Genomic DNA, 24,152 nt, shown 5'->3' with positions numbered 1-24,152 from the left:
GGCGCCGGATCGAGGAGGATGCGCCGAAGCGCATCTCCCCCAAAGCCGATTACGCTTCGGCGTATTCGTTTTCTTCGGTCAGGACCGGACCCGAGTCCTTGCCCTTTTCCGAAGTGTCGCGGTCAACGAGTTCGATGATCGCGATCGGAGCGGCGTCCGAAGCGCGGATGCCGGCCTTGATGATGCGGGTGTAACCGCCATTGCGGCCTGCATAGCGCTCGGCGAGCACTTCGAAGAGCTTCTTTTCCTGAGCCTCGTCCATCAGGCGGGCGTGCGCCAGACGACGGTTCGAAAGGCCACCATGCTTCGCGAGCGTGATCAGCTTTTCGAGGTAGGGGCGCAGTTCCTTCGCCTTGGGCGTGGTGGTCTGGATCTGCTCGTGCTTGATCAGCGCGGCAGCCATGTTGCGCAGCAGAGCGGCGCGGTGGCCCGAGGTACGCTGCAGCTTGCGCTGGCCATACTTATGACGCATGTCTTCTTCTCCGTTCGTCAGGCAGCCGTTCAAGGTACTGCCTGCCGGGCGATGTGGTGCGGCCACCGCCCAAAGCCGGTTCACTTATGTGTGAAGCGCGCCCTCAACCCGAAAACGGCGCGAGAGTCAAGCATTGAGGCTCAAGCGCCCTGCCCCAGCAGCACCAGCAACGGTGGGCCCAGCGTCAGCAATCCGATAGCCGCGGCCGCAATGGAGGCAATCAGAACGGCCCCTGCCGCCACATCCTTGATGCGCCCTATCGCCTTGTCGAAGCCGGGCTCCGTCCGGTCGCACAGTTCCTCGATCGCCGTGTTGAAGGCTTCGGCCAGCCAGACCAGCGCCATGGCCAGAACCAGCCACCGCCAGTCGTCTGCCGAAACTTTCAGGAACAGGCCGGCCGCAACGACAGCCAGCGACACAGCGAGATGCAGCCGGGCATTGTGCTCGTTCTGCACCAGCCTGCGCAACCCGCGCCAGGCGTAGAGGAAGCTGCGGAAGCGCGCGGCGACACTGAATCGGTGGGAAGCTGGAAGCGCGTCGGCTTGCAGCACGTCTGACGGTTCGACCATGCCGCCACCTTAAACCTGAGCTGGCAGGCTCCACCAGCGCAAAGAAAAAGGGCCCCGCATCGCTGCGGAGCCCTTTTCAATTCGGTACCGAAGGTGCCGATCAGCCGAGCAGTTCCTGCTCCAGCTTCTTGGCCATCTCTTCGATGTTCTCGGGCGGCCAGCCCGGGATGTCCATGCCGAGGCGCAGGCCCATCGACGAAAGGACTTCCTTGATCTCGTTGAGCGACTTGCGGCCGAAGTTCGGCGTGCGCAGCATCTCGGCTTCGGTCTTCTGGACCAGATCGCCGATGTAGATGATGTTGTCGTTCTTGAGGCAGTTGGCCGAACGGACCGACAGTTCCAGCTCGTCCACCTTCTTGAGAAGGTAGCGGTTGAGCTGGTTGGTGTCGCTCTCTTCCGAGGTCGTCGCACCACCTGCAGCCATACCGATCATCGGCGAGGCGCCAACCGGGGCGATGTCCTCGAAGTGGACGAACAGCGCCAGCTGGTCCTGGAGGATGCGCGCGGCATAGGCCACGGCGTCTTCCGGGGTGACGGTGCCGTCGGTTTCGACGGAGAGGCTCAGCTTGTCGTAGTCGAGTTCCTGACCGATACGGGCATTGTCGACCTTGTAGCTGACCTGACGGACCGGCGAGTAGAGCGAGTCGACCGGGATAAGACCGATCGGCGCGTCAACGGGACGGTTCGACACGGCGGGGACGTAGCCCTTGCCGGTGTCGGCGGTGAGTTCCATGTTCAGGACCGCACCCTCGTCGAGGTGGCAGATCACCAGGTCCTTGTTCATGACCTCGATGTCGCCCGACACGGCGATATCGCCGGCCTTCACTTCGCCCGGGCCAGTAGCCGAGAGCTGGAGACGCTTCGGGCCTTCACCCTGCATCTTGAGGGCGATCTGCTTGACGTTGAGGACGATGTCCGTGACGTCTTCGCGAACGCCAGCCAGCGACGAGAATTCGTGAAGGACGTTCTCGATCTTGATCGAGGTGATCGCGGCGCCCTGCAGCGAGGAGAGCAGCACGCGGCGCAGCGCGTTGCCGAGCGTCAGGCCGAAGCCACGCTCCAGCGGTTCGGCGATGAAGGTCGCCTTCAGCTTGGGGTCGGGTCCCGGCTTGATCTCAAGGCTGTTCGGCTTCTTGAGTTCCTGCCAGTTCTTGATGTTGACAGTCATGGACTTCCCCTGGGAGTGATGGCGGTTACGCCCCGAAGCCTGGTGGAAAGGCTCGGGACGTTCCGAAGACGGACGACGACCGGTTCGCCGTCCGTATTAGCTCGATCAGACGCGACGGCGCTTCGACGGACGAACACCGTTGTGCGGGATCGGTGTCACGTCGCGGATCGAGGTAATGGTGAAGCCGACAGCCTGGAGGGCGCGCAGGGCGCTCTCACGGCCCGAACCCGGGCCCTTGACTTCGACTTCGAGGGTGCGGACGCCGTGTTCGGCGGCCTTCTTGCCGGCGTCGTCAGCGGCGACCTGCGCGGCGTAGGGAGTCGACTTGCGGCTGCCCTTGAAGCCCATCATGCCGGCCGAGGACCACGAAATCGCGTTGCCCTGGGCGTCGGTGATGGTCACCATGGTGTTGTTGAAGCTAGCATTCACATGCGCGATGCCGCTGGTGATGTTCTTGCGTTCGCGGCGCTTAATGCGCTGGGGTTCGCGTGCCATGTCCGTATATCCTGTAGATTAGTCGCTGCGGGAAAGAAGCCGAAAGGCGACTTACTTCTTCTTGCCGGCGATCGGCTTGGCCTTACCCTTGCGGGTGCGCGCATTGGTGTGCGTGCGCTGGCCGCGAACCGGAAGACCCTTGCGGTGACGCAGGCCACGGTAGCAGGCGAGGTCCATCAGACGCTTGATGTTCATCGCGGTTTCGCGACGAAGATCGCCTTCGACGGTGTGTTCAGCGTCGATGGTTTCGCGAATCTGCAGGACTTCGGCGTCCGACAGGTCCTGAACGCGACGGCTGTGGTCGATGCCCAGCTTGTCGGCGATTTCCAGGGCCTTGGTACGACCGATGCCATGGATATAGGTAAGCGCGATGATCACGCGCTTGTTGGTGGGGAGATTTACCCCTGCAATACGAGCCACTTAATTCTCCATGCTCCACAGGAATGCCCTTTCGGGCTTTCCCATCTCAACGCGAAAACACCTGAAACTGCTGAAATGGCAAAAGGTCCGGAGCACAGCAACCATGTTGCCTGTGCCATCCGGACTTGCCGCAAGTGTCAAGTGAGCGGCGCGCTTAGAACGATTCGCAAGGCATGTCAACGCCCGCGAAGTCGCTTTCAAGCGCTCGGGCGACTGGGCCCGGACTGCGACCCGGCTTGCGCGGCCTGCCGCGCTCCATGGCCGACGGGACCGTTGCCACCTTTGGGCGGTCGATCCGGAACCCGTTATGTGCGGACTGTAACGCATCCGTGCCGGCCAGTCAAAGAAACCGCTGCAAGGGCAAGTACCTGCCCCTGGCAAGGCGCGTGCAATCCGCGCTCAACGGCCGATGATCCTTGCCTTTGCATCCGGCTCCGGAGCGGGCGGCCCTGCCGTTTCCGCAGCGTCGGACGCGGGCCGCCCCGCGTCCTGCGGCGGCTGCAGTTCCAGCGTTCCCGGCTTGAATGCCGCCGCGAAACTACCGCCCAGCTTTTCGACCAGGCGATCCACCTGCCCGCCCAGCACGCCGTCGAACATCGGCGCCAGCTTCGCCGCATCGCCCCGGAAGAACCCGCCGACCACATATTCCACCAGAATTTGGGTGCCGGTCTCGTCGGGCTTGAACTGGAACGTCAACGTGGCGACCGCCGCATCGGCCTGCAACGGCCCCAGCGCGCCGGACATCCGCAGCGCCCTGCCCTTTTCGGCGTAGATCACGCGCATGTGCTCGACACCGCCGCGCGGCGCCCCCTTCGGCGTATCCTTGTTCGGCAGCACTTCGCAGAAGCAACCGCCGGGCCGGACGTCTAGCGAGAGGTTCGCCGCATCGTGCGAATAGGTGTGTTCGGCATCCCACCACTGCGCCGGCTTGACCAGCACGGCCCAGGCCTCGTCCGGGCCAACCGGAACATGCGCGACATAACGCATGACCATGCCCCGCTCGCTGGCCTCCTGCACGCGCGCAGTTGCCGGCGTGGCGACGAACGGCGTCAGCCCCGCCAGCATCAGAACGGCAATCTCCGTCGCCTTCATGTCCATCACCCCCGAAATCACCGCCTGCCTGCCCCGGCCGCACGGCTGTTGTGCCCAGATGCGAAAAGGGCCCGCGGTATGCCGCGAGCCCTTCGGTATGTCAGGATTTGAGCGCCGCCTCGATAGCGGCGGTCACATCATCCATGTCCGCCATCCCGTCGACCTTGGCGACGATCCCGCGTTCTTCGTAGATCGGCAGGATCGGCGCGGTCTTGGCGCGGTATTCGGCCATGCGCGTGCGCACGGTTTCGGCATTGTCGTCCGGACGACGCTTGAACTCGGTACCACCGCACTTGTCGCACACGCCCGGAACCTTGGGCTGTTCGAACTTGTCGTGATAGCCCTTGCCGCACGTGGCGCAGGTGAAGCGGCCGGTGATGCGCTCGACCAGCGCATCCTCGTTCACTTCCAGTTCGATCACATGGTCAAGCTTGCGGCCACGCGCGGCCAGGATCTCGTCCAGCGATTCGGCCTGCGCGGCCGTGCGCGGATACCCGTCGAAGATCGCGCCGGTGCCGGCACCCATCGCATCCAGTTCGTCCCCGATCAGGGCCGAGACGATCGCGTCGGAAACCAGTTCGCCACGATCCATCACGGCCTTGGCCTCCAGCCCGGTCGGCGTCCCCGCCTTGACCGCAGCGCGAAGCATGTCGCCCGTCGAGAGCTGGCGCATGCCATGCTTCTCGACCAGACGCTGCGCCTGGGTGCCCTTGCCCGCCCCCGGCGGGCCCAACAGGATGATATTCACGCCTTACCCCTCAATTGTCCCTGTGCCTGCGCCCCTCAGCGCATGCGTCCCTTCAGCTTGGCCTTCTTGATCAGGTCGCCATACTGGTGCGCCAGCAGGTGCGACTGGATCTGGGTGATGGTGTCCACCGTCACGTTGACGACGATGAGCAGGCTGGTGCCGCCCATGAACAGCAGCGGCAGACCGGTCATCGAGAGGAAGTACTCGGGAACGGTGCAGACCACAGTCAGGTACAGCGCGCCGATCACGGTCACGCGCGTCAGCACGTAATCCAGATAGTTCGCGGTGTTCTTGCCCGGACGGATGCCGGGAATGAAGCCACCATTCTTCTTCAGGTTGTCCGCGGTCTCTTCGGGATTGAAGACGACGGCAGTGTAGAAGAACGAGAAGAAGATGATCCCCGCGGCATAGAGCGCCATGTAGAGCGGCTTGCCGTGACCGAGGTACTGGTTGAGCGTGACGACGATCTTGCCGCCCATCGAATCCGGGTTCAACGACTTGCCGGCGAACTGGGTGATGGTCAGCGGCAGCAGCAGCAGCGAGCTGGCGAAGATCGGCGGGATGACGCCGGCCGTGTTCAGCTTGAGCGGCAGGTGGCTGCGATCCGCCTGCATCATGCCGCGCTGGGTGGCGCGCTTGGGATACTGGATCAGCAGGCGGCGGGTGGCACGCTCCATGAAGCAGATCATCATGATCATCGCCACGACGAGCGCGATCAATGCCACGATCAGCAGCGAACCGGTGTCGCCGGCGCTGTAGGCCTGGCCCACGTTGCTGGCGAACGTCGGCATCTGGGCGACGATGCCCGCCATGATGATCAGCGAGACGCCGTTGCCGATCCCGCGCGAGGTGATCTGTTCACCCAGCCACAGCAGGAACATGGTGCCGCCGACCAGCGAGATGACCGCGCCGATGCGGAAGACCATGCCCGGATCGACCACGGCCGCAAGGCCGCTGGACGCGCCATAGGCTTCGAGGCTGACGGCCAGGAACCAGCCCTGGATCGCGCAGAGCACGACCGCGCCATAGCGCGTGTACTGGTTCAGTTTCTTGCGGCCGGCTTCGCCTTCCTTCTTCAGCGCCATCAGCGCCGGGTGCAGCGCCGCGGCCAGCTGGACCACGATCGAGGCGGTGATGTAGGGCATCACGCCAAGCGCGATCAGGCTCATGCGCGAAAGCGAACCGCCCGAGAACGTGTTGAACAGGTCGAGAATGCCGCCCTGCGTCTTGTCATAGAGCTTGGCCAGAACCACCGGGTTCACACCCGGAAGCGGCACGAAGCTCAGGAAGCGGAAGACGATCAGCGCACCGACCGTGAACCAGATACGGTTCTTCAGTTCGGTGGCCTTCGAGAAATTGGCCAGGTTCAGCGAGCTGGCAATGTTGTCGGCGCGAGAAGCCATGACGATTGGTAATGCCTCGAATAGTCGGTTCGCACTTGCCTTAGCGACTGCGCGCAGGCTTGTCGAACCCCGGTTCTGGTCCGCTCATATAGACATTCGTCCCGGGTCTGGAAGACCCGCCGCTGTCATTGTTCCCTTATCAACGGTCATAATACCGGTCCGGGAACAAAGAGAGGGCGAAGCGCATGGCGCCCGCCCTCTCCTATGAGCTTATCGCGGATGCGATGCCAACGGGCCTCAGGCCTCGGCGGCTTCCTTGACAGGAACGATCACCGAACCGCCGGCCTTCTCAACCGCGGCAACGGCGCCCTTCGAGGCACCGGCAACGTTGAAGGTGACCTTGGCGGTCAGTTCGCCCTTGGCGAGGAGACGCACGCCGTCCTTGCCACCGCGCGCCAGACCGGCGCCCTTGAGGGCGGCGTGGTCGACGGTGTTGGCGATGTCCAGCTTGCCGGCGTCGATCGCCTTCTGGATCATGCCCAGGTTCACTTCGGCATAGTCGCTGGCGAACTTCTTGTTGCTGAAGCCGCGCTTCGGAAGACGCATGTGGAGCGGCATCTGGCCGCCCTCGAAGCCGTTGATCGAAACGCCCGAGCGTGCCTTCGCACCCTTCTGACCGCGGCCGGCAGTCTTGCCCTTGCCCGAGCCGATACCACGGCCCACGCGGATGCGGCGGTGACGGGCGCCGGCGTTGTCACGGATGTCATTCAGTTTCATAATCTGCACTCGCTTTCGCTTTAAGTCGCGCTTGAAGGAAGGCGCGCCCTTAGGGGAAAGGCGCCGGGCTGTCACCCCCTAATCCTGAAAATGCCACGCGATCCGCCGGTTTCCGGCCTTTTCAGGCTGTCCCGGGCCTGGATCGACCGCGCTCAGGTGCCGCGCAGCCGGATCATCACCTTGCCTTCGCCGCCAACCGGACGACCTTCCGAATCGCGACCGGGCTGCCATTCCAGCACATCGCGGCCCAGCTTGCAGATGTCGGCATCGAATTCGGGCGAGATGGTCTTCGGCGCGAATTCGCACGAGGTCATCTTGCCGCGCGCGTCCACCTTGAAGGTCAGCGAATGGCGGGTCATCTCGTCCTTGTGGAAGATGGTGCCGTAGCGTTCGCCCAGCTTGCCCAGTTCGCTGTTGAAATCCGCCTTGCTGCCGTCGGCCAGCTTCGGCTCTTCCGCCAGTGCCGCATAATCCTCTTCGGAAACCATCGGTTTCATCCGGCGCACCATGCCGACCCATCCCGACCTGCGCGCGATCTGCATCGGCGAATCGCGATCCACCAGCGCCTGGCACTGCGCGCCCGAGGGGCTGGCCTTGCGCGAAAGCAGGAAGCGCACTGCCTCATCGCGGTGATAGGCCATGGCCCAGGCCAGCGGCGTCATGCCGAAGAGGTCCGGGGCATCGATCATGCCTGTCGGCGTCGGCCTGTCGGTGGGCTTATCGGCGGGCTTCTCGCCTGCTTTCGCAGTCGGCTTGTCCGCTGCGGCCGCCGCAGCCTTCTTCAGTTCGCGCGCCTCTTCATCGAGCATCCGGCGCATCGCCGCGATATTGCCGCGCCGCGCCGCGTCGGCCAGAGTCGCGCCGGTCTGCAGCGGGCCGAGATCCGGGAACCCATAGGCGCGCGCAGGCGCCTCGCTAACGGCACGCACCACTGCGCCGCGTGCCGAACCCACGTCCTTGCCCGCCGCGTCAGCCTCCTGCGCGGCCAAGGGGCGGCAGACGTCGCGGTAGGGATAGGCGGGATCGGCAATCAGCGTCTGGTTGAAGGCGCGTGCGAAGGCGACCAATTTGTCCTCGCTCCCCCCTTCGGCGGATCCGCTGGCGGTATCGGAAGGTTCGGGCGAAGGCTCGCCATCCTCGCCATAATAGGTGACGACACGGGCCATGCGCGGATTGAGGCCGCCGCGCAGCGCGCAGATCGCCCCGAATTCGCGCGTATCGATTCCCTCTACGGTGACGGCGGCCACAAGGCGGAAATCGCCGGCGGCAGCCGCCTTCTGCGCTTCCTCGATCGGATCGGCCCGGCCGGAGGCAAGCGCGGCCTTCAGCGCACGGTCGGCATTGCGGTTGCGCTCCAGCACGGCCGGATCGGCCAGCGGATCGGCGCAAGGTGGCTCCGCAGCGGGGCTTTCCTCCACATAAGTCTCATCCTCACCGGACGTGCCGCCGCTGCAGCCAGTGACGGCAAGTGTAGCGAGAATCAGCGATGAGGCCGCGATTGTCCTGCGAAGCAAGGTATCCCCCAGGGAAGTGCAAGGTGCCGGAATTTGGGGGGCGCTTAGCACAGGATTCGCCCCCGGGTGGAGATGAACTTGCACCAACGCACAGCTTTTCGTCTCTCGGCGCCACAATCAGCGGCCGCGATTGCAGTCCGCCCAGACGTCGATGGTCTCTTCGTGCAGCCATTCCGGCGTGAGTACGCGGGCAACGAGGCGGCAGTTGCGAAGGGCATAGGCCCGCACCGGCACCATGGTCTCCCAGTTCACCGGGCCCTGTCGAGGCTTGCTGGCCATGACCAGCGTGCTCGGCCGTTCGGCCAGTACCCGGCGAACCTCACCAAGCGTGGAAAGATGGCTGACGTCCTTCTCGATACCCTGGGCCAGATGCGGACCGAAGACCAGCGGGCTGACAAAGCGGTGCCCGGTCATGGGATACAACTGGAAGGGGCCGTCATAGACGAACAGCGGCCCGCCATCGTCATGACTGCGGACGGCCCGTTCCAATTCGGCCATCGCGGCACGGGATCGCGCGGCATGATCGAAGTCGAAAACCTGTGTGTCGCGGAAAGCCAGCAGGGCCATGACCGCCAGTGCCGCCGGCCCGGACCAGAGGCCGGCCAGGAAACCGGCCCCGGCGATGGAGAGCGGAACCAGAATCGGCAGGGCATAGTGCAGGTAGAAGTTCGGCACCGACAGCAACCCCAGGCCGGCCGCGACAAGCCATCCGAACAGAAAGCCGCGCTCCTCCCGCCTCATGTTCGGCAGGCTGAGAACCAGCAGCATCGCGAAAGGCGCCAGCATGACGAACATGATCAGCGCGCGGATGGCAGAGGACGTGGGATCGATCGTCTTGTGCAGGTTCGCCCCGACCATCGCGTGCCACCAGATCGCGCCATCGCCGGAAAGCACATAGCCAAAGCCGATCGCCAGCGTGGGCGCAGCGCCCAGCGTTGCCCACCCCGCGATGGTCTGCAGCTTGCGTCGCGTGGCAAGGGGCGAACGCCAGAACTGATACGCGGCGTAGATACCCAGCCATGCACATTCGAACAGGCTGGTCTGCTTGATGGTGATCGCGCATCCGCCCAGCGCCATCGCCGCCCAGCACCGCCACCCTACCCTGCCCGCTCCGAGTTCCCGCGTGGCTTGAAGAACCAGCAGCGCCGCGGTCGCGACGAAGAGATTGTACCAGACCGGCGCCTGTCCGAAAAACCCCTGCGCCTGCTCAAGCCAGAGCAGATAAGCCAGGCCCGCGAACAAGCCCCCCTGCCTGCCGTGCCATCGGTTCGCGATGCGGCCGATCACCCAGGCCGTCGCTGCCGCAAATCCGGTCGAGGCCAGTTGATAGGCGATCGGCTGGTCCGAAATCGCGGTGATCAGGTAATAGAGGAAGAACAGCCCCCAAGGCTTGCGGTCCCAGACATCGACGTAGGGCACGGCCCCGTGGTGCATGGCCAGCCCTACCGTCTGGTAGAACACCTCGTCGCCGTGGACATTGGGATCGCCGTAGGTGCTGGCGCGCAGCAGGATCGCCACGCCAAGGAACAGCAGCGCGGATGCCATAGAGCCGGAGCCCAAGGCGCTTGCGATTCGCGCCAAGGTACCGCCGGTTCCGGCACGCCCGTTCAATTCACTGCGCTGCAATGCCCCGGCCTGATCCACACGCCCCCCTTATCCGCCCCGGCATAGGCGAGACACGGTTAACGAAGACTTTCGCGGATGGGCGAAGGGCAACGAAAAAGGCCCCGGCGTTTCCACCGGGGCCCTTTCGTGTTCCTGACCCGAACCGTTACGGCTCGGGATCGGAAGGTCGATCAGTCGATCACCGCAACCATGTGCGGCAGCTTGGCGATCGCACCGCGGACTTCCGCAGTGTCTTCCAGCTCGACAACCTTGTGCATCTTGCCGAGACCCAGACCGATCAGGATCTTCTTCTGGTTCTCGGGGCGACGGATCGGCGAACCGATCTGCTTGATCTTGATCTTCGCCATGACTGCTTACTCCGCGATGGCTTCGGCAGCGGCTTCCGCCTCTGCCTCGTTCGCGCCGCCGCGACCCAGCAGGTCGGCAACCTTCTTGCCACGACGCTGGGCAACCGACTTCGGCGAAGTCTGGTTGGTCAGCGCGTCGAAGGTGGCGCGGATCATGTTGTACGGGTTCGAGGTGCCGACCGACTTGGTCACGACGTCATGGACGCCCAGGCTCTCGAACACGGCGCGCATCGGACCACCGGCGATGATACCGGTACCGGCGGGAGCCGTACGCACGTTCACCTTGCCGGCGCCGAAGTGGCCCTTGCCGTCATGGTGCAGGGTGCGACCGTCCTTGAGCGGCACGCGGACCATCTTCTTCTTTGCAGAAGCAGTGGCCTTCGTGATCGCTTCAGGCACTTCGCGCGCCTTGGCGTGGCCGAAGCCGACGCGGCCCTTGCCGTCGCCAACGACGACGAGAGCTGCGAAACCGAAGCGCTTGCCGCCCTTCACGGTCTTCGAAACGCGGTTGATGTGGACGAGCTTCTCGATGAGCTCCTCGCCCTGTTCTTCCTCGTTGTTGCCACGGCCGCCACGGCGGTCGTCGCGACGGCCACGGCCGCCACGCTCGCCGCGTTCGCCACGGCCGCGACCACGACCACGACCTTCGCGGACTTCCTGGCCTTCAGCGGCCGGAGCCTCGGTCTGGATTTCGGTGTTTGCGTCAGCCATGATCAGAACTCCAGCCCGCCTTCACGGGCGGCTTCGGCCAGCGCCTTGACGCGGCCATGGAAGAGGAAACCGCCACGGTCGAACACAACCGAGGTAACGCCCGCCTTCTTGGCGGCCTCAGCAAGTTCCTTGCCAACGCGGGTAGCGGCATCCTTGTCGGTGCCCTTGCCGCCAAGGGTATTGGCGGCGGCCAGCGTACGGCCCTGCGCATCGTCGATGATCTGCGCATAGATGTGACGGCCGGTGCGGTGCACCGACAGGCGAGGACGGCCGCCCGAACGGGCCTTCAGGGCCGTGCGGACGCGCCGGGCGCGGCGCGCAAAAAGGGAAAGCTTGGCCATTACTTCTTCTTCCCTTCCTTGCGGAAGATGAACTCGCCACGGTACTTGATACCCTTGCCCTTGTAGGGTTCGGGCTTGCGCCAGCGGCGAATTTCGGCCGCAAGCTGGCCGACCTTCTGCTTGTCAATACCAGAGATCTCGACCGTGGTGTTGTCCGGGGTCTTGACCTCGATGCCTTCCGGCACAGCGATGTCCACGTCGTGCGAGTAGCCGAGCTGCAGCTTCAGGTTCTTGCCCTGAGCCGCGGCGCGGTAGCCGACGCCCTTGATCTCGAGGACCTTGGAGAAGCCGTTGGTAACGCCTTCGACCAGGTTCGAAACGAGGGTACGCTGCATGCCCCAGTGGCTGCGGGCAGCCTTGGTCTGGTTGGCAGGCTGAACGGCGATCGAACCTTCTTCGACCGAATAGGTCACGAGGTCAGACAGACCCAGGGTCAGGGTGCCCTTGGGGCCCTTGACGCTGAGAACGCCGTTGTCGATGGCGGCAGTGACCCCGCCAGGGATCACAACCGGCTTTTTGCCGATGCGGCTCATCAGAACACCTCCGCCAGCACTTCGCCACCGACGTTGGCAGCGCGCGCTTCGGCATCCGAAAGCACGCCACGCGGCGTCGAGACGATGGTGATGCCGAGACCGTTGCGCACAACCGGGAGTTCCTTCGAACCCGAGTAGACGCGGCGGCCAGGCTTGGAGACGCGGGCGATGTGCTTGATAGCGGCTTCGCCCTCGAAATACTTCAGCTCGATGCGCAGCTGCGGGTGGGCACCGGTGGTGTCATCGCTGAAACCACGGATGTAACCTTCACGCTGCAGAACTTCGAGCACGCGCGCACGCAGCTTGCTGGCGGGAGAAAGGACGGAGTCCTTCTTCGCCTGCTGGCCGTTGCGGATGCGGGTGAGCATATCACCCAGGGGATCGGTCAATGCCATTGCTTCTAACCCTTACCAGCTCGACTTGGTCACGCCGGGGATCATGCCCTTGTTGGCAAGATCACGCAGCTCGACGCGGCAGAGGCCGAACTTGCGGTAATAACCGCGCGGACGGCCGGTCGTGGCGCAGCGATTGCGAACCCGGGTCGGGTTGCCATTGCGCGGGATCTCGGCCAGCTTCAGGCGAGCAATGAGACGCTCGGTTTCATCGAGCGATTCATCAGCAGCGACCGCCTTGAGGCGCTCGTACTTGCCTGCATACTTCTTGACGAGCTTCTTGCGACGCTCGTTCTTGTTCACGGAACTCAGTTTCGCCATGGACTTAAGCTCTCTCTATCAGCGGCTCACGCCGCTTCCTTCTGTTCCGAAGCCGCTTCGGCCGGGAACGGGAAACCGAAAAGACGCAGCAGTTCGCGTGCTTCTTCGTCGGTCTTCGCGGTGGTGGTGACGATGATGTCCATACCACGCACCTTCTCGATCTTGTCGTAGCTGATCTCTGGGAAGATGATCTGCTCCTTGAGACCCATCGCGTAGTTGCCGCGGCCGTCGAACGACTTGGGGTTCAGGCCACGGAAGTCGCGAATGCGGGGCATCGCGATCGTGATTAGGCGATCGAGGAATTCGTACATACGCTCGCGACGCAGGGTCACCTTGCAGCCGATCGGCATGCCTTCGCGCAGCTTGAACTGTGCGATCGACTTGCGGGCCTTGGTGATCACCGGCTTCTGACCAGCGATGGCTTCCATTTCGACAGCGGCGGTCTGGACCTTCTTCTTGTCCTGGCTCGCCTCGCCCACGCCCATGTTGAGCGTGATCTTTTCGATCTTGGGCACTTCCATCGCGTTCTTGTAACCGAACTTCTCGGTCATCGCCTTGACGATCGCGTCGTCATAGCGGGTGCGCATGCGCGGAGTGTAATCAGCCATCGATGGTCTCCCCGGACTTCACGGCCACGCGGACCTTCTTGCCGTCCTTGACTTCGAAGCGAACGCGGGTCGGCTTGCCGTCCTTGTCGGCAACGGCAACCTTGCTGATCGCCATCGGAGCCGGAGTGCGCTCGATGCCGCCCTGCGGGTTCTGCTGGGTCGGCTTGCGGTGCTTGGTAGCGACGTTCACGCCCTCGACCACGACCTTGGCGTCCTTCGGCATAACCTGAAGCACGGTGCCGGTGCGGCCCTTGTCCTTGCCGGACAGGACGACGACGGAGTCACCCTTCTTGATCTTCGCGGCAGCCATTACAGCACCTCCGGAGCAAGCGAGATGATCTTCATGAAGCCCTTGCCGCGAAGCTCGCGCACGACGGGGCCAAAGATACGAGTGCCGATCGGCTCCTCGTTCTTGTTGATCAGCACGGCGGCATTGCCGTCGAAGCGGATCACGCTGCCGTCTGCACGACGCACGTCCTTCTTGGTACGCACGATCACCGCACGGTGAACGTCGCCCTTCTTGACGCGAGCGCGGGGCTGCGCCTCCTTAATCGACACCACGATGATGTCGCCGACGCCTGCGAAACGACGCTTCGAGCCACCCAGCACCTTGATGCACTGGACGCGCTTTGCGCCGCTGTTGTCCGCGACGTCGAGATTGGATTGCATCTGGATCATCGATCCGAGTCCTTCTCAACTGGCTTGCCGGAACCAGTCCGGCAGTTCCTAAAAAGACAGGCCCACGAGGGGCCCGAGTCGCCCCGACGGGCGAAGTGCGGGCCTTTGCCGCATTCACCCGTCCAGGTCAACACTCTTGTCCGGCCTTGAGGCCGAGGCTGACTTGATCCGGAAATGCCCCGAAGGACATTTCCGTTTCAGATCTTATACCTCGGCTTCGAGTGCCGTACCCTTGCTCGCCTGAAGACGGTCAAGAACCTTCCAGGTCTTGGTCTTCGAGAAGGGCTTCGTCTCCTCGATCCGGACGCGTTCGCCGGTCTTGAAGGCGTTGTCTTCGTCGTGAGCGTGATACTTCTTCGAGCGACGGATGATCTTCCCGTAAAGGGGGTGCTTCACCTTGCGCTCGACCAGCACGGTCACGGTCTTGTCGGTCTTGTCGGAAACGACGGTCCCGATCAGAATACGCTTGGGCATCGTGTTTCCTCCTTAGGCCTGCGCCGAACGCTCGGCCTGGAGCGTCTTGATGCGGGCGATGTCACGACGCACCTGCTTGATGCGCGCGGGCGCCTCAAGCTGGCTGGTCGCGGCCTGGAACCGCAGGTTGAACTGCTCGCGCTTCAGCTCGACGAGATCAGCGAGGAGCTGGTCGTCGGTCTTGGCGCGAAGGTCTTCGATCTTGTTAGCCATGATACGACTTCCTTACTCGCCGCCAAGGTGCGAAGTGTCGCCGAGGCGAGCAACGACCTTGGTCTTGATCGGCAGCTTCATCGCAGCGCGGCTGAAAGCCTCCGCTGCGAGGGGGCCAGCGACGCCGTCCAGTTCGAACAGGATGCGGCCCGGCTTGACGCGAGCTGCCCAGTATTCGATCGAACCCTTGCCCTTACCCTGACGGACTTCAGCAGGCTTCTTCGAAACCGGCACGTCGGGGAAAACGCGGATCCAGAGACGGCCCTGGCGCTTGATGTGACGCGTGATCGCGCGGCGAGCCGCTTCGATCTGGCGGGCGGTGATCCGCTCCGGCTCGAGGGCCTTGAGGCCGTACGAACCGAAGTTCAGGTCGGTGCCGCCCTTGGCGTCGCCCTTGATCCGGCCCTTGAAGGCCTTGCGGAACTTGGTCTTCTTTGGTTGCAGCATGGTGCTTACTCTATCCTAAGCCTCAACGCGCGGGACGAACGCCGGAGGTCTGAGCCTCCAGCATCAGGCGGTCCTGCGCCGTCGGGTCGTGGCCCAGGATCTCACCCTTGAAGATCCAGACCTTGATGCCGATGATACCGTAGGCGGTCAGCGCCTCGGCTTCGGCATAGTCGATGTTCGCACGCAGCGTGTGGAGCGGAACGCGACCTTCGCGATACTGCTCGACGCGGGCGATTTCAGCGCCGCCGAGACGGCCACCGCACATGATCTTGACGCCTTCGGCGCCCAGACGCATCGCGGACTGCATCGCACGCTTCATCGCACGGCGGAAGGCCACACGACGGATCAGCTGATCGGCAATGCCCTGAGCGACAAGCTTGGCATCGATTTCCGGCTTGCGGATTTCGACGATGTTCAGCTTCACTTCGCTGCCGGTCATCTTGGCCAACTCCTTGCGGAGCTTCTCGATGTCAGCACCCTTCTTGCCGATGATCACACCGGGACGGGCTGCGTAGATCGAGATGCGGCACAGCTTGGCCGGACGCTCGATGACCACCTTCGAGATAGCGGCCTGGGGCAGCTTCGCGACGATGAACTTGCGGATCTTGAGGTCTTCCTCAAGCAGCTTGCCGTAGTCCCGGCCTTCCGCGAACCAGCGGCTGTCCCAGGTACGGTTGATCTGCAGACGCAGACCGATCGGATTGCTCTTATGACCCATGGATCAGGCCTCCTCGACTTCGCGAACGACGATCCGCAGGCGCGAAAACGGCTTGAGGATACGGGTGGACTTGCCGCGACCACGAGCGTGGAAACGCTTCATGGTGATCGACTTGCCGACCGACGCCTCGGCGACGACGAGAGCGTCGACGTCGAGGTTGTGGTTGTTTTCCGCATTCGCGATCGCCGAAGCGAGGATCTTGCGAGCGTCCTGGGCCATCGCCTTCTTGGAGAAGGCCAGGATGTTCATCGCGTCCTCGACCTTGCGGCCACGGATAAGCGCGGCGACCAGGTTGAGCTTCTGAGCCGAACCACGAATGGTGGTGCCGACAGCCAGAGCTTCCTTTTCGCCTACGCGGCGGGGTGCTGCCTGCTTGCTCACTTGCGCTTACCCTTCTTGTCGGCAGCGTGACCCGGGAACGTGCGCGTGGGCGCGAATTCACCGAGCTTGTGGCCGACCATGTCCTCGTTGACGGCAACGGGGATGAACTTGTGCCCGTTGTAGACCTGGAAGGTCAGACCAACGAACTGCGGAAGGATGGTGGAGCGACGCGACCAGGTCTTGATCGGACCAGCGCGGGTGCCGGCATCCTGCGCGACCTCGGCCTTCTTGAGAAGGTACAGGTCGACGAAGGGGCCTTTCCAGACGGAACGTGCCATCGTGTCTTACCTCTTCTTCTTGGCGTGGCGCGAACGGATGATCATCTTGTCCGTCTGCTTGTTGTTGCGAGTGCGAGCGCCCTTGGTCGGCTTGCCCCACGGAGTGACCGGATGACGGCCGCCCGAGGTACGGCCTTCACCACCGCCGTGCGGGTGATCGACCGGGTTCTTGGCAACACCACGGGTAAGCGGGCGACGGCCCAGCCAGCGACCGCGACCGGCCTTGGCAAGCGTCTGGTTGGCGTTGTCGGGGTTCGACACGGCGCCAACGGTGCCCATGCAGTCGCCACGCAGGTAGCGCTGCTCGCCCGAGTTGAGGCGAACGATGACCATGCCGCGGTCACGACCGACGACCTGCACATAGGTGCCTGCCGAACGCGCGATCTGACCGCCCTTGCCGGGCTTCATCTCGACGTTGTGGCAGATCGTGCCGACGGGCATCTGCGACAGAAGCATGGCATTGCCGGGCTTCACGTCGGTCTTTTCGCCGGCGATCACGACATCGCCGACAGCGAGGCGCTGCGGGGCGATGATGTAGGCCAGTTCACCGTCGGTGTACTTCACGAGCGCGATGAAAGCGGTGCGGTTGGGATCGTATTCGATACGCTCCACGGTCGCTTCCATGTCCCACTTACGACGCTTGAAGTCGATGAAGCGGTACTTCTGCTTGTGGCCACCGGCGATGCCACGCGAGGTGACATGACCCTTGTTGTTGCGGCCGCCAGTCTTGCTCTTGCCTTCGGTCAGCGCCTTGACGGGCTTGCCCTTCCAGAGCGACGACTTGTCGACGAGGACCAGGCCGCGGCGAGCGGGGCTGGTCGGGTTGTAGCTCTTAAGTGCCATCGGAATTAACCCCGCACGCCTTCGGTGATGTCAATCGACTGACCTTCGGCCAGCGTGACGATCGCCTTCTTCACGTCGCTGCGGCGGTAAGCCTTACCGCGCCAGCGCTTGGTCTTGCCCTTGACGACCAGCGTGTTCACGCCGGTGACCTTGACGTCGAACAGAGCTTCGACGGCAGCCTTGATCTCGGGCTTGGTCGCCTTGTCAGCAACCTTGAAGACGACGGCGTTCTGCTCGGAAAGCAGGGTCGACTTCTCGGTGATGTGCGGCGAGAGGATCACGTCGTAGTGACGGATGTCCACGTTGCTCTTAGCCATTGAAACGCGCCTCCAGCTTCTCGACAGCGGCGCGCGTCAGCACCAGCGTATCATGCTTCAGGATGTCGTAGACGTTGGCGCCGACAGCCGGGAGCACGTTGATGCCGACGATGTTGCGGGCAGCGCGGGCGAAGCCCTCGTTGACCTGCTCACCATCGACCACGAGCACCTTCTTGCCGAAACCAGCCTTGGCGAGCTGGCCGACGAGCACCTTGGTCTTGGCATCGGCAACGTCGAGCGAGTCGACGACGACGAGGCCGTTCTGGGCCTTCGACGACAGAGCCATCTTCAGACCGAGCGCACGGATCTTCTTGTTCAGCGAAACGTTGAACTCGCGGCGACGGGCACCGTGAGCCTTACCACCGCCGATGAAGACGGGAGCAGCGCGATCGCCGTGACGGGCAGTACCGCCACCCTTCTGGCGGCCGAACTTCTTGCCGGTACGGGCAACGTCCGAGCGCTCGCGGGTCGCGCGGGCGATGCCGCGACGGTTTTCGAGCTGCCAGGTGACGACGCGGTGCAGGATGTCGGCGCGCGGCTCGAGACCGAACACGTCGTCCGACAGTTCGATGTCGCCCTTGCCGGCAGTGCCGTCGAGGTTGAGGACCTGAACCTTCATGATTAGCCCTCCTGGCCTTCGGTCGCTTCGGGAGCCGCGGCTTCGGCCGGGGTCACGGCAGCGGCCGTATCATTGGTGTTGGCAACCGACTTGATGCCGGCGGGGTACGGAGCCTCGGCGTGACGGTCGACCTTGACGGCGTCCGAAACGGTGAGCCAGGCGTTCTTCGAACCGGGGACCGAGCCCTTGACGAAGATCAGGCCACGCTCGTCGTCCACGCGGACGACTTCGAGGTTCTGCTGGGTGCGCTGACGGTCGCCCATGTGGCCGGCCATCTTCTTGTTCTTGAACACCTTGCCCGGATCCTGACGGTTACCCGTCGAACCGTGCGCACGGTGCGAGATCGAAACACCGTGGGTGGCGCGCATACCGCCGAAGCCCCAGCGCTTCATGGCGCCCTGGAAGCCCTTACCCTGGGTGTGGCCGCCCACGTCGACCAGCTGGCCGGGCACGAAGTGCGAGGCAGCGATCGTGGCGCCAACTTCGAGGAGGGCGTCGTCGGCGACGCGGAATTCCGCGACGCGCATCTTGAGGGGGACCTGAGCCTTTGCGAAGTGCTCACGCTGCGGCTTGGCAACGTTCTTCTGCTTTGCTTCGCCCGCACCGAGCTGAACCGCGACGTAGCCATCACGATCAGCAGTACGAACCGAAACCACCTGACAGTCTTCAAGTGCCAGGACAGTGACGGGCACGTGGCGACCGTCCTCCTGGAACAGGCGGGTCATCCCGACTTTCTTGGCGATCACGCCTGTACGCATGACCTTTCTCCTTACAGAGGCGTACGCAGGACCATCCCTCGTACGCGTGTCCAACCCTGTTATGATACGAACCCCGTCCGGGTCAGGTGTTCCCTGCAAACCCTGAATGGGCTGCGGAAACGAGACGGGGGACGCATTCCCGACGCATCCCGAAGGAAACGGCGGAGGTATCCCTTGTGTCCCCTCGGTTTCCCTTCGGGGCGCTGTCTCTGCGAACTGCTGTTCGCAAAGCCGGCAATGAAAGCCGACAAGGTAATTGGATCCGAAGATCCGAATTCTACCTGATCATTTTAAGTCCGATCAAAAAGACTGTCGGGGCGACCCGGAAGGTCACCCCGTAAACCGGCTTAGGCCAGCTTGATCTCGACGTTCACGCCGGCAGCCAGGTCCAGCTTCATCAGAGCGTCGACGGTAGCTGCGTTCGGCTGCACGATGTCAAGCAGGCGCTTGTAGGTGCGGACTTCGAACTGCTCACGCGACTTCTTGTCGATGTGCGGGCCACGGTTGACCGTGAACTTCTCGATCTTGGTCGGGAGCGGAATGGGCCCACGAATCAGAGCGCCGGTGCGGCGGGCCGTGTCGGCGATCTCGCCAGTGGCCTGGTCGAGCACGCGATGGTCAAACGCCTTGAGGCGGATACGGATGTTCTGAGCTTCCATTACCTACTACCGATGAGAAAGAGCCAAAGGGCATACGCCCCGTCAAATTCGAACCGCGCCCCTACACGGCGAAGGCGAGTCGGGCAACCCCTGATTTCACCTATCGCGGCAGGTTTTTGGAGGGCTGCCGACGCCGTTCGTCGCATCCGCCCTTCCCTGCCGCTTCCCCGCTTCCTACCTTGTGAGTGCGACGCCTAACAGAAGCCGCTCTCAATGCCCTCCATAACCACGACAATTTCCTGCGCGTTCGTCGCGCTGATTCTTGCATGCCCGGCACCCAGCGCCCTTGCCGGGGACGGCCCCGCCTACGCCCACAGCGGCACCGGTGCCCCCATCAACCTCGACGACACCGACGTACTAACCGCCCACGTCGCCATACCCGATGCCACGGGCGGCCCCGTGGACGACGCCTGTCGTGAAGCCGCTCGCGCCAGCAATGGCGGCAATGACGGCACGATCGTCGTCTGCTCCCACGGCGGCGACGGCACGGACCAGCGCGTCCCGGCATCGCAGTCCGTAGACGAAAGTACGCGCACGGGTGCGGCCTACCCGCCGGACGTCGGACATTTGCCCGGCTGCCTTGGTCCTTGCATCACCATACCGTTCGGCCGCGTGCCGGAACCCGTCTACTACATCGACCTCAAGTCCATTCCCGAAGCCCCCAAGGGTTCCGATGCATGGAAGATCGGACAGGGTGAACTGCGAGCGCGGTAGAGGCGCCTGGCAGTAATTCGAGCCCATCAACGCGAAAAGCCCGGACTTCCTTTCGGAAGCCCGGGCCAATCACTTTAGCCGTAGCTGCAGATCGACGAATTACTTCGTGATCGTGGCAACGACGCCCGAACCGACGGTGCGGCCACCTTCGCGGATTGCGAAGCGGAGACCTTCGTCCATGGCGATCGGAGCGATCAGCTTAACCGACAGCGAAACGTTGTCGCCGGGCATGACCATCTCGGTGCCCTCGGGGAGGATCACTTCGCCGGTCACGTCGGTGGTGCGGAAGTAGAACTGCGGACGGTAGTTCGCGAAGAACGGCGTGTGACGGCCGCCTTCGTCCTTCGACAGGACGTAGACCTCAGCCGAGAACTCGGTGTGCGGGGTCACGGTGCCCGGCTTGGCGAGAACCTGGCCACGCTCAACGTCGTCGCGCTTCAGGCCACGAACCAGCGCGCCGATGTTGTCGCCGGCTTCACCCTGGTCGAGCAGCTTGCGGAACATTTCGACGCCGGTGACGGTGGTCTTCTGCGTGTCGCGGATGCCGACGACTTCGACTTCTTCACCAACCTTGACGATGCCGGTTTCGACGCGGCCGGTCACAACCGTACCACGGCCCGAGATCGAGAACACGTCTTCGACGGGCATCAGGAAGGGCTTGTCGGTCGGGCGCGGCGGCTGCGGGATGAAGTCGTCAACGGCCTTCATCAGCTCGAGGATCGAGCTCTTGCCGATTTCGTCGTCACGGCCTTCAAGAGCGGCCAGAGCCGAACCCTTGACGACGGGGATGTTGTCGCCGTCGAAGTCGTACGACGAGAGCAGTTCGCGAACTTCGAGTTCGACGAGCTCGAGGAGCTCGGCGTCGTCGACCTGGTCGACCTTGTTCATGTACACGACCAGCTGCGGCACGCCGACCTGGCGAGCGAGCAGGATGTGTTCGCGGGTCTGCGGCATCGGGCCGTCAGCAGCGTTCACGACCAGGATCGCGCCGTCCATCTGGGCGGCACCGGTGATCATGTTCTTGACGTAGTCAGCGTGACCCGGGCAGTCGACGTGCGCGTAGTGACGGGCTTCGGTCTCGTACTCGACGTGAGCGGTCGAGATCGTGATGCCACGCTCGCGCTCTTCCGGAGCCTTGTCGATGTTCGCGAAGTCAACGGCTTCACCGCCGAACGTTTCCGACATCACCTTGGTGATGGCAGCCGTCAGGGTGGTCTTGCCGTGGTCAACGTGACCGATGGTGCCGATGTTGCAGTGCGGCTTGTTCCGCTCGAATTTTGCCTTCGCCATTTTCAAACCTTCTTTGCTTGAATTGTAATCTGCGGGAATGTGAGGCAGCGCCCGCCGAAACAGGCGCCGCCCCTAGAATGATCTTGCCGTTTAGGCAAGCTTCTCCTTGACCTCGGCCGCGACGTTCGCCGGGACTTCGTCGTAATGGGAGAAGAACATCGAGTAGTTTGCACGACCCTGGGTGAACGAGCGGAGCTGGTTCACGTAGCCGAACATGTTCGCCAGCGGAACCATGGACTCGACGACCTGGGCATTGCCGCGGCTGTCGGTGCCCTGGATCTGGCCACGACGGCTGTTCATGTCGCCGATGACGTCGCCGAGGTATTCCTCGGGGGTGACGACTTCGACCTTCATGATCGGCTCGAGCAGCTTGATGCCGGCCTTCTGGGCGACTTCACGCATAGCACCGCGACCGGCGATTTCGAAGGCCAGAGCCGACGAGTCGACGTCGTGGTAGGCACCGTCGTAGAGGACGATGTCGAAGTCGATGATCGGGAAGCCGACCAGCGAACCCGAGGCAGCGGTTTCGCGCATGCCCTTTTCGATCGCGGGGATATATTCCTTCGGAATGTTACCGCCCTTGATCTCGTCCTTGAAGGTGATGCCCGCACCGCGCTCGCCCGGCGTGACCTTGATCTTCACGCGACCGAACTGACCGGTACCACCCGACTGCTTCTTGTGGGTGTAGTCCACATCCACAGCCTTGGCGAGGTATTCGCGATAGGCGACCTGCGGAGCGCCGACGTTGGCTTCGACCTTGAACTCGCGACGCATGCGGTCGACGATGATGTCCAGGTGAAGTTCGCCCATGCCCTTGATGATCGTCTGGCCCAACTCGTGGTCGGTGGTGACGCGGAACGAGGGATCCTCGGCCGAGAGACGGTTGAGCGCGACGCCCATCTTCTCCTGGTCGGCCTTGGTCTTGGGTTCGACCGAGAGTTCGATGACCGGCTCGGGGAATTCCATGCGTTCGAGAACGATCGGCGCCTTTTCCGCGCAGAGCGTGTCGCCCGTGGTGGTTTCCTTCATGCCGGCAAGAGCAACGATGTCGCCTGCGAAGGCTTCTTCGATGTCCTTACGGTCGTTGGCGTGCATTTCGAGAATGCGGCCGACCTTTTCCTTCTTGCCCTTCACCGAGTTCAGGTACGAGCCCTTCGAGAGCGTACCCGAGTAGATGCGGATGAAGGTGAGCGAGCCCACGAAGGGATCGTTCATGACCTTGAAGGCGAGCGCCGAGAACGGTGCGCTGTCTTCCGGCGGACGGCTGTCGGGTTCGTCGCTGTCGACCTTGACGCCCTGGACGTCTTCGATGTCGAGCGGCGAAGGCAGGTAGTCGACGACGGCGTCGAGCAGGGGCTGAACGCCCTTGTTCTTGAACGCCGAGCCGCAGACGACCGGCACGAACGCGTGGCCCAGCGTGCCCTTGCGGATCAGCTTCTTGAGCGTGGCGACGTCCGGCTCGTTGCCTTCGAGGTAGGCTTCCATTGCCTCGTCGTCCTGCTCGACGGCGAGTTCGATGAGCTTGGTGCGGTATTCGGCGGCTTCGTCAGCCAGCTCGGCCGGGATTTCTTCGTAGAAGAATTCGGCGCCGAGCGATTCGTCCTTCCAGACGATCGCACGGTTGTGAACCAGATCGACCAGGCCCTTCAGATCGGCTTCGAGACCGATCGGAATGTAGAGCACGGCCGGGGTCGCACCGAGGCGGTCAATGATCGACTGCACGCAGTACTTGAAGTTCGCACCGGTACGGTCGAGCTTGTTGATGAAGCACATGCGCGGAACGCCGTACTTGTCGGCCTGGCGCCACACGGTTTCCGACTGCGGCTCAACGCCGGCAACGCCGTCGAAGCACGCGACCGCACCGTCGAGCACGCGCAGCGAGCGTTCGACTTCGATGGTGAAGTCGACGTGCCCGGGGGTGTCGATGATGTTGATGCGGTATTCCTGGCCCTCGGACGTCCAGAAGCAGGTGGTCGCAGCCGAGGTGATGGTGATGCCGCGTTCCTGCTCCTGCTCCATCCAGTCCATGGTAGCAGCGCCGTCATGGACTTCGCCGATCTTGTAGGACTTGCCGGTGTAGTAGAGGATACGCTCGGTCGTGGTGGTCTTACCGGCGTCGATGTGCGCCATAATACCGATGTTACGGTACATATTGAGCGGATGGCTGCGTGCCATGGTGAGAATCCTTAGCAGGAGTGTTTCGGGAGCGAGGCGGCCTTCAGATAAGACCTCGCCCCCTGAAATAAAAGTGTGACGCCCGGATGACCGATCACCCGGGGCCACACA

34 protein-coding genes are annotated in these 24,152 nt (G+C 63.3%); 1 reads left to right on the top strand and 33 read right to left on the bottom strand.

All coding sequences use genetic code 11. The annotated features are described in order from the left end of the window. Window positions 1–49 precede the first annotated feature (49 nt). The 31 genes from rplQ to rpsJ all read right to left on the bottom strand — a co-directional run bounded on the left by rplQ (window position 50) and on the right by rpsJ (window position 19,862). Window positions 50–472, bottom strand: coding sequence for a 50S ribosomal protein L17 (rplQ, locus tag WBP06_RS01910; protein WP_395331312.1), 423 nt, complete (start codon window positions 470–472; stop codon window positions 50–52). Between the two features lie 140 nt (window positions 473–612). Then, window positions 613–1,041: a diacylglycerol kinase family protein gene (locus tag WBP06_RS01905; protein ID WP_395331310.1), complete on the bottom strand. Its 429-nt coding sequence runs from the start codon at window positions 1,039–1,041 to the stop codon at window positions 613–615. 100 nt (window positions 1,042–1,141) lie between these two features. Beyond that, window positions 1,142–2,209, bottom strand: a complete 1,068-nt coding sequence (locus WBP06_RS01900; protein ID WP_395331306.1) for a DNA-directed RNA polymerase subunit alpha — start codon at window positions 2,207–2,209, stop codon at window positions 1,142–1,144. A 105-nt stretch (window positions 2,210–2,314) separates the two neighbouring features. Further along, window positions 2,315–2,704 carry a 30S ribosomal protein S11 gene (gene rpsK, locus WBP06_RS01895; protein ID WP_007011846.1) on the bottom strand — a complete coding sequence of 130 codons (390 nt, stop codon included), beginning with the start codon at window positions 2,702–2,704 and terminating at the stop codon, window positions 2,315–2,317. A 51-nt stretch (window positions 2,705–2,755) separates the two neighbouring features. Next, window positions 2,756–3,124, bottom strand: a complete 369-nt coding sequence (rpsM, locus tag WBP06_RS01890; RefSeq protein WP_395331303.1) for a 30S ribosomal protein S13 — start codon at window positions 3,122–3,124, stop codon at window positions 2,756–2,758. A 399-nt stretch (window positions 3,125–3,523) separates the two neighbouring features. After that, complete coding sequence (locus WBP06_RS01885) at window positions 3,524–4,216, bottom strand: SRPBCC family protein (RefSeq protein ID WP_395331300.1); 693 nt, start codon at window positions 4,214–4,216, stop codon at window positions 3,524–3,526. A 100-nt stretch (window positions 4,217–4,316) separates the two neighbouring features. After that, entirely contained in the window at window positions 4,317–4,964 is a 648-nt protein-coding gene (locus WBP06_RS01880; RefSeq protein ID WP_395331297.1) for an adenylate kinase, read from the bottom strand. A gap of 35 nt (window positions 4,965–4,999) precedes the next feature. Continuing rightward, window positions 5,000–6,367 carry a preprotein translocase subunit SecY gene (gene secY, locus WBP06_RS01875; RefSeq protein ID WP_395331294.1) on the bottom strand — a complete coding sequence of 456 codons (1,368 nt, stop codon included), beginning with the start codon at window positions 6,365–6,367 and terminating at the stop codon, window positions 5,000–5,002. Between the two features lie 237 nt (window positions 6,368–6,604). Beyond that, the gene (gene rplO / locus WBP06_RS01870; protein ID WP_395331292.1) at window positions 6,605–7,084 is read right to left on the bottom strand and encodes a 50S ribosomal protein L15; all 480 of its coding nucleotides are present in this window, start codon (window positions 7,082–7,084) and stop codon (window positions 6,605–6,607) included. Window positions 7,085–7,236: 152 nt separating this feature from the next. Then, complete coding sequence (locus WBP06_RS01865) at window positions 7,237–8,598, bottom strand: hypothetical protein (RefSeq protein ID WP_395331289.1); 1,362 nt, start codon at window positions 8,596–8,598, stop codon at window positions 7,237–7,239. 117 nt (window positions 8,599–8,715) lie between these two features. After that, entirely contained in the window at window positions 8,716–10,143 is a 1,428-nt protein-coding gene (locus WBP06_RS01860) for a hypothetical protein (RefSeq protein WP_395331287.1), read from the bottom strand. A gap of 251 nt (window positions 10,144–10,394) precedes the next feature. Continuing rightward, window positions 10,395–10,571 (bottom strand): 50S ribosomal protein L30, encoded by a 177-nt coding sequence (gene rpmD / locus WBP06_RS01855; RefSeq protein WP_395331284.1) that lies wholly within the window; start codon window positions 10,569–10,571, stop codon window positions 10,395–10,397. Between the two features lie 6 nt (window positions 10,572–10,577). Continuing rightward, window positions 10,578–11,282 carry a 30S ribosomal protein S5 gene (gene rpsE, locus WBP06_RS01850; protein ID WP_395331282.1) on the bottom strand — a complete coding sequence of 235 codons (705 nt, stop codon included), beginning with the start codon at window positions 11,280–11,282 and terminating at the stop codon, window positions 10,578–10,580. Window positions 11,283–11,284: 2 nt separating this feature from the next. Then, a complete protein-coding gene (gene rplR, locus WBP06_RS01845; protein ID WP_207078134.1) occupies window positions 11,285–11,623 on the bottom strand; it encodes a 50S ribosomal protein L18 in 339 nt (112 codons plus the stop codon). Beyond that, a complete protein-coding gene (gene rplF, locus WBP06_RS01840) occupies window positions 11,623–12,156 on the bottom strand; it encodes a 50S ribosomal protein L6 (RefSeq protein WP_395331278.1) in 534 nt (177 codons plus the stop codon). The genes rplR and rplF overlap by 1 nt, the downstream gene beginning before the upstream one ends. Next, window positions 12,156–12,551, bottom strand: a complete 396-nt coding sequence (rpsH, locus tag WBP06_RS01835; protein WP_395331277.1) for a 30S ribosomal protein S8 — start codon at window positions 12,549–12,551, stop codon at window positions 12,156–12,158. The genes rplF and rpsH overlap by 1 nt, the downstream gene beginning before the upstream one ends. A gap of 12 nt (window positions 12,552–12,563) precedes the next feature. Continuing rightward, a complete protein-coding gene (rpsN, locus tag WBP06_RS01830) occupies window positions 12,564–12,869 on the bottom strand; it encodes a 30S ribosomal protein S14 (RefSeq protein ID WP_086490047.1) in 306 nt (101 codons plus the stop codon). A 26-nt stretch (window positions 12,870–12,895) separates the two neighbouring features. Beyond that, window positions 12,896–13,477, bottom strand: a complete 582-nt coding sequence (gene rplE / locus WBP06_RS01825; protein ID WP_142635097.1) for a 50S ribosomal protein L5 — start codon at window positions 13,475–13,477, stop codon at window positions 12,896–12,898. Further along, window positions 13,470–13,787, bottom strand: coding sequence for a 50S ribosomal protein L24 (rplX, locus tag WBP06_RS01820; protein ID WP_395331274.1), 318 nt, complete (start codon window positions 13,785–13,787; stop codon window positions 13,470–13,472). Before rplX ends, rplE begins: the two co-directional genes overlap by 8 nt. Further along, window positions 13,787–14,155 (bottom strand): 50S ribosomal protein L14, encoded by a 369-nt coding sequence (rplN, locus tag WBP06_RS01815; protein ID WP_395331271.1) that lies wholly within the window; start codon window positions 14,153–14,155, stop codon window positions 13,787–13,789. Before rplN ends, rplX begins: the two co-directional genes overlap by 1 nt. Before the next feature lie 204 nt (window positions 14,156–14,359). After that, window positions 14,360–14,629 carry a 30S ribosomal protein S17 gene (gene rpsQ, locus WBP06_RS01810; RefSeq protein WP_021233437.1) on the bottom strand — a complete coding sequence of 90 codons (270 nt, stop codon included), beginning with the start codon at window positions 14,627–14,629 and terminating at the stop codon, window positions 14,360–14,362. A gap of 12 nt (window positions 14,630–14,641) precedes the next feature. Further along, the gene (gene rpmC / locus WBP06_RS01805; protein ID WP_395331269.1) at window positions 14,642–14,842 is read right to left on the bottom strand and encodes a 50S ribosomal protein L29; all 201 of its coding nucleotides are present in this window, start codon (window positions 14,840–14,842) and stop codon (window positions 14,642–14,644) included. 12 nt (window positions 14,843–14,854) lie between these two features. Beyond that, the gene (gene rplP, locus WBP06_RS01800; RefSeq protein ID WP_147091447.1) at window positions 14,855–15,289 is read right to left on the bottom strand and encodes a 50S ribosomal protein L16; all 435 of its coding nucleotides are present in this window, start codon (window positions 15,287–15,289) and stop codon (window positions 14,855–14,857) included. A 22-nt stretch (window positions 15,290–15,311) separates the two neighbouring features. Next, the gene (gene rpsC / locus WBP06_RS01795; RefSeq protein ID WP_395331266.1) at window positions 15,312–16,007 is read right to left on the bottom strand and encodes a 30S ribosomal protein S3; all 696 of its coding nucleotides are present in this window, start codon (window positions 16,005–16,007) and stop codon (window positions 15,312–15,314) included. A gap of 3 nt (window positions 16,008–16,010) precedes the next feature. Next, window positions 16,011–16,388 (bottom strand): 50S ribosomal protein L22, encoded by a 378-nt coding sequence (gene rplV, locus WBP06_RS01790; protein ID WP_132386855.1) that lies wholly within the window; start codon window positions 16,386–16,388, stop codon window positions 16,011–16,013. Continuing rightward, window positions 16,385–16,666 (bottom strand): 30S ribosomal protein S19, encoded by a 282-nt coding sequence (gene rpsS / locus WBP06_RS01785; protein WP_142635109.1) that lies wholly within the window; start codon window positions 16,664–16,666, stop codon window positions 16,385–16,387. Before rpsS ends, rplV begins: the two co-directional genes overlap by 4 nt. Window positions 16,667–16,672: 6 nt before the next feature. Further along, entirely contained in the window at window positions 16,673–17,509 is an 837-nt protein-coding gene (rplB, locus tag WBP06_RS01780) for a 50S ribosomal protein L2 (RefSeq protein WP_267219974.1), read from the bottom strand. 5 nt (window positions 17,510–17,514) lie between these two features. Further along, on the bottom strand, window positions 17,515–17,826 hold the full coding sequence (locus tag WBP06_RS01775; RefSeq protein WP_086490055.1) for a 50S ribosomal protein L23: 312 nt from the start codon (window positions 17,824–17,826) through the stop codon (window positions 17,515–17,517). After that, a complete protein-coding gene (rplD, locus tag WBP06_RS01770) occupies window positions 17,819–18,445 on the bottom strand; it encodes a 50S ribosomal protein L4 (RefSeq protein ID WP_395331261.1) in 627 nt (208 codons plus the stop codon). The genes WBP06_RS01775 and rplD overlap by 8 nt, the downstream gene beginning before the upstream one ends. Window positions 18,446–18,447: 2 nt before the next feature. Continuing rightward, window positions 18,448–19,203 (bottom strand): 50S ribosomal protein L3, encoded by a 756-nt coding sequence (gene rplC, locus WBP06_RS01765; RefSeq protein ID WP_142635117.1) that lies wholly within the window; start codon window positions 19,201–19,203, stop codon window positions 18,448–18,450. Window positions 19,204–19,550: 347 nt separating this feature from the next. After that, the gene (gene rpsJ / locus WBP06_RS01760) at window positions 19,551–19,862 is read right to left on the bottom strand and encodes a 30S ribosomal protein S10 (protein WP_007011873.1); all 312 of its coding nucleotides are present in this window, start codon (window positions 19,860–19,862) and stop codon (window positions 19,551–19,553) included. 213 nt (window positions 19,863–20,075) lie between these two features. Here rpsJ and WBP06_RS01755 point away from each other — a divergent pair, with 213 nt between their 5' ends. Continuing rightward, window positions 20,076–20,576 (top strand): hypothetical protein, encoded by a 501-nt coding sequence (locus tag WBP06_RS01755; protein ID WP_395331257.1) that lies wholly within the window; start codon window positions 20,076–20,078, stop codon window positions 20,574–20,576. Window positions 20,577–20,675: 99 nt separating this feature from the next. Here the strand turns inward: WBP06_RS01755 and tuf are convergent, their stop codons facing one another. Beyond that, the gene (gene tuf, locus WBP06_RS01750; protein WP_395331255.1) at window positions 20,676–21,866 is read right to left on the bottom strand and encodes an elongation factor Tu; all 1,191 of its coding nucleotides are present in this window, start codon (window positions 21,864–21,866) and stop codon (window positions 20,676–20,678) included. A 90-nt stretch (window positions 21,867–21,956) separates the two neighbouring features. Further along, window positions 21,957–24,041, bottom strand: coding sequence for an elongation factor G (gene fusA, locus WBP06_RS01745; protein ID WP_395331253.1), 2,085 nt, complete (start codon window positions 24,039–24,041; stop codon window positions 21,957–21,959). Between the last annotated feature and the right edge of the window lie 111 nt (window positions 24,042–24,152).

It is taken from the genome of Novosphingobium mississippiense (assembly GCF_044029535.1).
Lineage (GTDB): Bacteria > Pseudomonadota > Alphaproteobacteria > Sphingomonadales > Sphingomonadaceae > Novosphingobium.
The sequence above is the reverse complement of the archived record's forward strand: the minus strand, read 5'-3'. Positions and strand labels throughout refer to the sequence as shown.